Origin of the sequence: Aeromonas sp. 600774, assembly GCF_049175075.1 — a bacterium.
GTDB lineage: Bacteria > Pseudomonadota > Gammaproteobacteria > Enterobacterales > Aeromonadaceae > Aeromonas > Aeromonas veronii_A.
Genome location: NZ_JAAKUJ010000008.1, coordinates 215,475 through 222,028 on the forward strand (window position 1 = coordinate 215,475; position 6,554 = coordinate 222,028).

Annotated in this window: 4 protein-coding genes and 1 tRNA gene; 3 read left to right on the forward strand and 2 right to left on the reverse strand. The window is 57.5% G+C overall.

All coding sequences use genetic code 11. From position 1 onward, the window contains the following. Positions 1–79: 79 nt before the first annotated feature. The 3 genes from G5171_RS10935 (at position 80) to G5171_RS10945 (ending at position 3,728) form a co-directional block, all read left to right on the forward strand. The gene (locus G5171_RS10935) at positions 80–802 is read left to right on the forward strand and encodes a response regulator (RefSeq protein WP_005342708.1); all 723 of its coding nucleotides are present in this window, start codon (positions 80–82) and stop codon (positions 800–802) included. A 33-nt stretch (positions 803–835) separates the two neighbouring features. Next, the gene (locus G5171_RS10940; protein ID WP_005342707.1) at positions 836–2,200 is read left to right on the forward strand and encodes an ATP-binding protein; all 1,365 of its coding nucleotides are present in this window, start codon (positions 836–838) and stop codon (positions 2,198–2,200) included. Between the two features lie 139 nt (positions 2,201–2,339). Continuing rightward, complete coding sequence (locus tag G5171_RS10945) at positions 2,340–3,728, forward strand: transporter substrate-binding domain-containing diguanylate cyclase (protein ID WP_041234046.1); 1,389 nt, start codon at positions 2,340–2,342, stop codon at positions 3,726–3,728. 67 nt (positions 3,729–3,795) lie between these two features. Here the strand turns inward: G5171_RS10945 and G5171_RS10950 are convergent, their stop codons facing one another. Further along, complete coding sequence (locus tag G5171_RS10950) at positions 3,796–5,748, reverse strand: ligand-gated channel protein (RefSeq protein ID WP_216979697.1); 1,953 nt, start codon at positions 5,746–5,748, stop codon at positions 3,796–3,798. Positions 5,749–6,307: 559 nt separating this feature from the next. Continuing rightward, positions 6,308–6,384 (reverse strand) — tRNA-Asp (locus G5171_RS10955). Positions 6,385–6,554 lie beyond the last annotated feature (170 nt).

Here is a 6,554-nt window from a genome sequence, read left to right on the forward strand (position 1 = left end):
GCGGATCTGGCACACTTTGACACAAACCATCGGCCGGATTTTCGTATACTCGGGCCAACGCCAAGCAGGGGAGGTATCCATGAACCAGGGCAACACCCACATTCTGGTGGTCGACGACCACAGCGAGATCCGCGATCTCTTGAAGCGCTTTCTGGAACAGCACGGCCTGCGGGTCAGCTGCGCCCGGGATGGCAAGGAGATGAAGCGACTGCTGGAGGAGCGGGAGTTCGACCTGCTGGTGCTGGATCTGATGATGCCGGGTGAAGATGGCCTGACTCTCTGCCGCGAGCTGAGAGTCAAATCGAACCTGCCCATCATCATGCTCACCGCCATGGGGGAAGAGACCGATCGCATCATAGGACTGGAGATGGGAGCCGACGACTATCTGGCCAAGCCTTTCAATCCGCGCGAGTTACTGGCGCGGATCAAGGCGGTGATGCGCCGCACCCAGGCCGAAACCCAGCCTGCCGCCGAAACCCTGACCCGGGATCTGCGCTTCGATCGCTGGCTACTCGACGTCAATCGCCGGGAGCTGGTGGATGAGGATGGGGTGGGACTCAGCCTCTCCACCGCCGAGTTTGATCTGCTCAAGGTGTTTCTCGAACGCCCGCAGCGGGTATTGAGCCGGGATCAACTGCTGGACCTGGCCCGTGGCCGCGAGGCGGTGGCCTTCGATCGCGCCATCGATACCCTGGTGAGCCGCCTGCGCCGCAAGCTGGAACGAGATCCCAAGAATCCGGAGCTGATCAAGACCATCTGGGGCGGCGGCTATATGTTCTCCGCCGACGTGACGCAGGCATAAGCGGTGGCCTTTTTGAAACGACTGTGGGCACAAATGTGGCCCAAAGGGCTGACAGGCCAGATCATTCTGGTGGCGCTGGCGGGGCTGATCCTGATCCAGCTGCTCAGCATCCAGATCTACCGTTCTGATCGGGAGGAGGCGCTCGGTTTCGTCAACAGCCGCAACGCCATGCAGCGGATCATCTCGGTGGTCAGGCTGCTCTCCCTCTCCCCTCCCTCCCTCTATGACGAGATCCTCAAGGCGAGCCGCAGCGAAACCCTGCTACTGCGCCTCTCCGACGAACCGTTGCAACCGGACAACCGCAGCCCCCGTTTCGAACAGCTGGTACGCTCACGGCTCGGCTACCCGCAAGGCCTTACCATCGAGATCAGCGCCGAGCTGAAAGAAGATGCCCAACGCAGCAAGGCGTGGGAACATCACGCAAGAATGATGCGGGATCGCAAGGGGCCACCACCACCTTCACGCGACATGCGACTCTATGGTTCCATCGAACTGCCGCAGGGTGGCTGGCTACAGTTCAGCTCACTGGTCGACAAGGAGGTGGGCAGCTGGTCGTGGCAAACCACCCTCAACCTGATGCTGGTTGCCAGTCTGGTTATCGGGCTGATGGTGTTGCTGTTCCGCCGCGCCACCCGACCGCTCAAACAGTTGGCAGGCAATGCCGAGCGACTGGGCCGGGGCGAGGATATAGAGCCACTTCAGGAGGTGGGGCCGATTGAGATACGCGAGTCGATCCAGGCCTTCAACCGGATGCACACCCGGCTCGACCGCTTCGTGCAGGACAGAACCCGGATGCTGGCGGCTATCTCACACGACCTGCGCACCCCCATCACCAGCCTGCGGCTGCGTACCGAATTTCTGGCCGATGGCGAGGACAAGCTCCGCATCCAGCAGACCCTGCAACAGATGGAACAAATGCTGGCGGCAACCCTCAGCTTTGCCCGCGAGGAGGGGCTGCAGGAGGCCACCCGCGAACTTGATCTGGTCAGTCTGCTGGTCAGCCTCTGCGATGACTATGCCGACACGGGTCAGCCGGTCACCTGTCTGGCGGAGGGCAAAGAGGTTTACGCATGCAGAGCCAACACCTTGCGCCGGGTATTGCAGAACCTGATCGGCAACGCCATCAAATATGCCGGCAGCGCCGAAGTGTCGCTGGAGCGCTGCAAGGAAGAGCTGTTGATCCGGGTCTGTGACAACGGGCCGGGAATCGATCCTGCGCGGCTGGAAGATGTGTTCAAACCCTTCGTACGGCTAGACGAAGCCCGCAACACCGAGTCCGGCAGCGTGGGGCTCGGGCTCTCCATTGCCCGTACCCTGGTCCATCAGCACGGCGGCGAACTGACCCTGCTCAATCGGCCACAAGGTGGGCTGGAGGCACGAATAAGCCTGCCTTTGTAAGTCATTACTCTATTTGTTTGCCCTGCTGCGCCTGGCCTCTCTGTGTGCAAACTTCATCATCCTGACCCCTATTCTTCTATGATGAAGGCGGAGATAATTGATGACCACGCACGGTATTTGGCAACGGAGTGGAGCAAGGATGGCTTATTCCAGGACAGGAGTCTTGATCAGTATCGGATGGGGGCTCCTGCTGCTCGCACTTGCCCCTCCAGCCTGTGCCAACGCACAGGAAGAGCCGATCATCATTACCAACTCCAAAGCCTGGCAGCCCTTCTCCTATATCAATGAGTCGGGTCAGCCGGATGGTTTGCTGATCGATTTGTGGCGTGAATATGCCAGGGTCACCGGCCAGAAGATCGAGTTCCGGCTGGTCGACTGGCAGGGCTCTCTCGACTTGCTCCAGAAGGGAAAAACCGACGTTCACGCCGGGCTGCTCTGGTCACCGGAGCGGGACAAGCAGTTCGACTATGGCCTGCCTCTCGCCCAGCTCGACTCACAGCTCTTCTTCTCGAGCGAATTGCGCGGCACCGATGTCCATTACTACCTGCTCCATGAAACAGTCGGTGTGGTAGCCGGTGGCTACGAAGAGTATTACGCCAGACGCTACTTTCCCGGAACCAGACTGCAGACCTTTGATGACAATGATACCCTGCTGGCGGCGGCCTTTCGGGGCGACATAAAGGCCTTTATCGCCGATCTGCAGGTCGCCAACTTCTACATCTATACCTCCGACGATCCCACCCGCTTTATTCCGGTTCGCCACCTCTACACCGACCAAATCCGCTTTGCAGTGAAAAAGGGGGACCTTGCCCTGTTAAGCCAGCTGGAAGAGGGATTCGCCAAAATCAAACAGAGCGATCGGGAGCGGATCATCCGCAAATGGATGCATGTCGAAACCGTCTACCCCATCCACCTTGGTCCCTGGCTGTTGCTGGCAGGAGGGGGGATTCTGGCAGCTTACATAATACAGCTGAGGCGCGCAGTCGCGAGCCGTACCGCCGAGCTGAGCCGTGCAAACGCAAGACTGGAGAAACTGGCCAGTACCGATCCTCTGACTGGGCTACTTAATCGACGGGCATTCATGCCCGCCATGGAGCAACGGCTGGCAAGCGGCATGGCCAGTGCCCTGCTGCTATTCGATGTGGATCACTTCAAGGAAACCAATGACCGCTTTGGTCATGGCATCGGAGATCTGTTGCTGGAAAAGCTGGCCACTACTGTGACGAATCTGTTGCCCGAAGAGGCTCTGCTGGCCCGCATCGGGGGCGAGGAGTTTTGCCTGCTGCTGCCGCTGGCCACATTGGCAGAGACAGAAGAGTGGGCCGAGCGCATTTGCCTGGAGAGCAACCGGCAAACCCTGCACACCAGCAGCGGCGAGGTGACCCTCTCCATCAGCACCGGGGCAGTCTGGGTTGCGGCAAAGAGAGAGGTCGATGCCGAGCAGCTACTACGGCAGGCTGACGCCCTCATGTATCAGGCCAAGGGACTGGGGCGCAATACCTGGCAAGCCGCCCCCTATCAGGCATAGCCCCCTGACGGAAGCGCAATAAAAACGGCCGCCATCGGATGATGGCGGCCGTGTAATATTATGCCTATCAGAAGTTGTAGGTCACACCCAGGTTGTAGCGGCGACCATCCAGCACTGTGCCATAACTGCTGTAATCCACCGTCTTGTCGAACAGGTTATAGACCCCGGCGGTCAGATCCAGATGCTTGTTGGCCTTGTATACCAGCCCCATGTCAAAGAAGGTGTAGGAAGGAGTCCCATCCGCCATCTTCACACGGCTCAGGTATTCGGAGGTCTCGCCACGGAAGTTGACCCGTGACCAGAGGTTGAGATCCTCGGTGGTCTGCCAATCGACACTGCCGTTGAACATATGGCGGGGCATCTGGTTGAGGGCATGGCCTGCCAGCGGGCCGCTCTTCTGCTCGGATTGAGTGAATGTGTAGCTAGAGCTGACCGACCAATCCTCATTGATGGCCCAATCCATCATCCCCTCGACCCCACGCATGTTCGCCTTGTCGACGTTGACCCGATCGCTGATGAAATCATAGCTGTGACCATTGAGCGTACAGGCAGGCTGCTTCTTGTCAGTACAGCGGCGCACTTCTGAGATCTTGTTCTTGAAGTCGGTGTTGAACAGGGTAATCCCGGCATTGAAGCCCTGATGACCGTTCCACAGCAGACCGATCTCTTCACTCACGCTGGTCTCGGGTTTGAGATCCGGGTTGCCAACCAGCATGCCATCCAGGCTGCCACCACCGGTGACCTGACCCCAGTTGGCCGCCGACATCCGCAAGTCAGGGGAGCGATAACCGGTCGAGACGCCCCCTTTCAGGGTCCAGCTCTGATCCAGATGCCAGACGCCATAGAGGCGCGGGCTCCAGTGAGTGCCGTAGTTCTGATCCCGATCCATGCGGGCGCCACCGGTCAGGGCAAAGCTGTCAGTAAGTGACCACTCATCCTCGACAAACATCGCCCAGCTCCAGCGGGTCAGCTGCTCGGCAGGATTGGCCACTTTCAGGGTATTGCCCTGATCGTGTAGATCCTCATAGCGATACTGACCACCGACACTCAGGTAGTGATCCCCCAAAATGAACTGGGTGTGAGTATCGGCGATGGTGTTGGTGAGCTCCATCCTGCGGCCTGGGTTGGTGTTGGTCTCCTGCTGCAGATAGCTGCTGGAAGAGCCGAACTCATATTGACCGTCATGGGTTAGCGCGTAGTTGGTGCGCTCGTAGCGGTTGAGGCTATCTTTCGCCTTGGCATCCAGCGAATTGCCGGCAGTACGATCCCGATCCTGCAGGCTGCGACTGACTTCCAGATCGAAGCGGTTATGGTCATCAGGCTTGAAACTGAGCACGGCCGTGCCACTGCGAGTCTCCTGCTCGGCAAAGCCCTGGGTAAATTTGTCTTCACCACGATGAGCGAGCTGTCCATTGAAGCGCAGCCCCAACACACCATCGATCAGTGAGCCTGCGGTATAGGCATCAGTCTGGAAGCTGTTGCCGGCATCCTTGTTTTCCTGGAAAGTCGAATCAGCATGAACCGAGCCCTGCCAGGCCAGACCGGTGGTCTTGCGGGTAATCACGTTGATCACCCCACCCATGGCATCTGAGCCATAACGGGATGACATGGGCCCACGGACGACCTCAATCCGCTCGATCGCCTGTAGCGGTGGCAACCAGCCTTGCTCGATACCGGGTCCATCGCTATTGGGCCGGGTACCACGGCTATCCACCTTTTTACCATCAACCAGCATAAGGGTGTATTTCGAGCCCATACCGCGAATACTGATATCGCTGCTGCTGCCACCGCCAGTCACTACCACACCTGGCACATCCTTCAAGGCATCGGTTACATCCCGATATGCCCGCTTCTCCAGCTGCTCGCGGGTAATCACAGAGATGGAGGCTGCAGAATCTTCGATCTTCTGCTGAAAGCCAGAGGCGGTGACGACCATCACCTCCTGCTCGGCAGCATAGGCTTGAGTCGCAAGAAGGGAGCAGATCAGCAAGGCAAGCTTGTTTGGTTTCACTGTTATCATGTTTTAGCCTGAACATTTTTTGTAGGAAGGTGACGTATTCCCTTACTTCACTCATTACAACGCTCGGCATCCGGCCAGGCGCGCATTAGAAAAGTCTCATTTGAAAAGCACTTTATTAATCAGCCCGCATTGTAACGACCCTGTCATGATCATTCAAACAATAATCATTATCATTTGAATCATGTAATATTCCTGCCGCAGAACAGCTCACTCTTGATAAGAAACTGTTTTAATGGAGTAAATCCATAAACAAATAAAGGAATTAGACAAACAAGTGGAAGCGATGACGTACCGTTGCAAGATGGCCTGATTTAATCCTCAAGCTCTATGGCCAAGATGGATGTGCCGCGATAAAGAAGTGGAAACAGTAACAAGAACGTCAACAGGGGAAGGTAGTGTCATCGCAGTGGGATGTCGGCAGCTCACCAGCAGGCTAAAAACACCAAAGCCCGGTCGTCAGACTGGGCTTGTGTTGGCTCTGGTGTGCAAATCTGTGGCTCTTATGAGCAAACCGCCCATAGCAAAAAGGCCTTCCCAATCGGGAAGGCCTTCAAATTAGTGGCGGAGCGGACGGGACTCGAACCCGCGACCCCCGGCGTGACAGGCCGGTATTCTAACCGACTGAACTACCGCTCCGCATTCGGTTAGCTTTCGCTAAATCATGTGCCGCTTCTATGAGGTGTCATCCTCGCAGCCAGCGTCGTGATTCTTCACATCGCTGTTTAATTAGGTGCCTGGCAGTGTCCTACTCTCGCATGGCGAATGCCACACTACCATCGGCGCTACCGCGTTTCACTTCTGAGTTC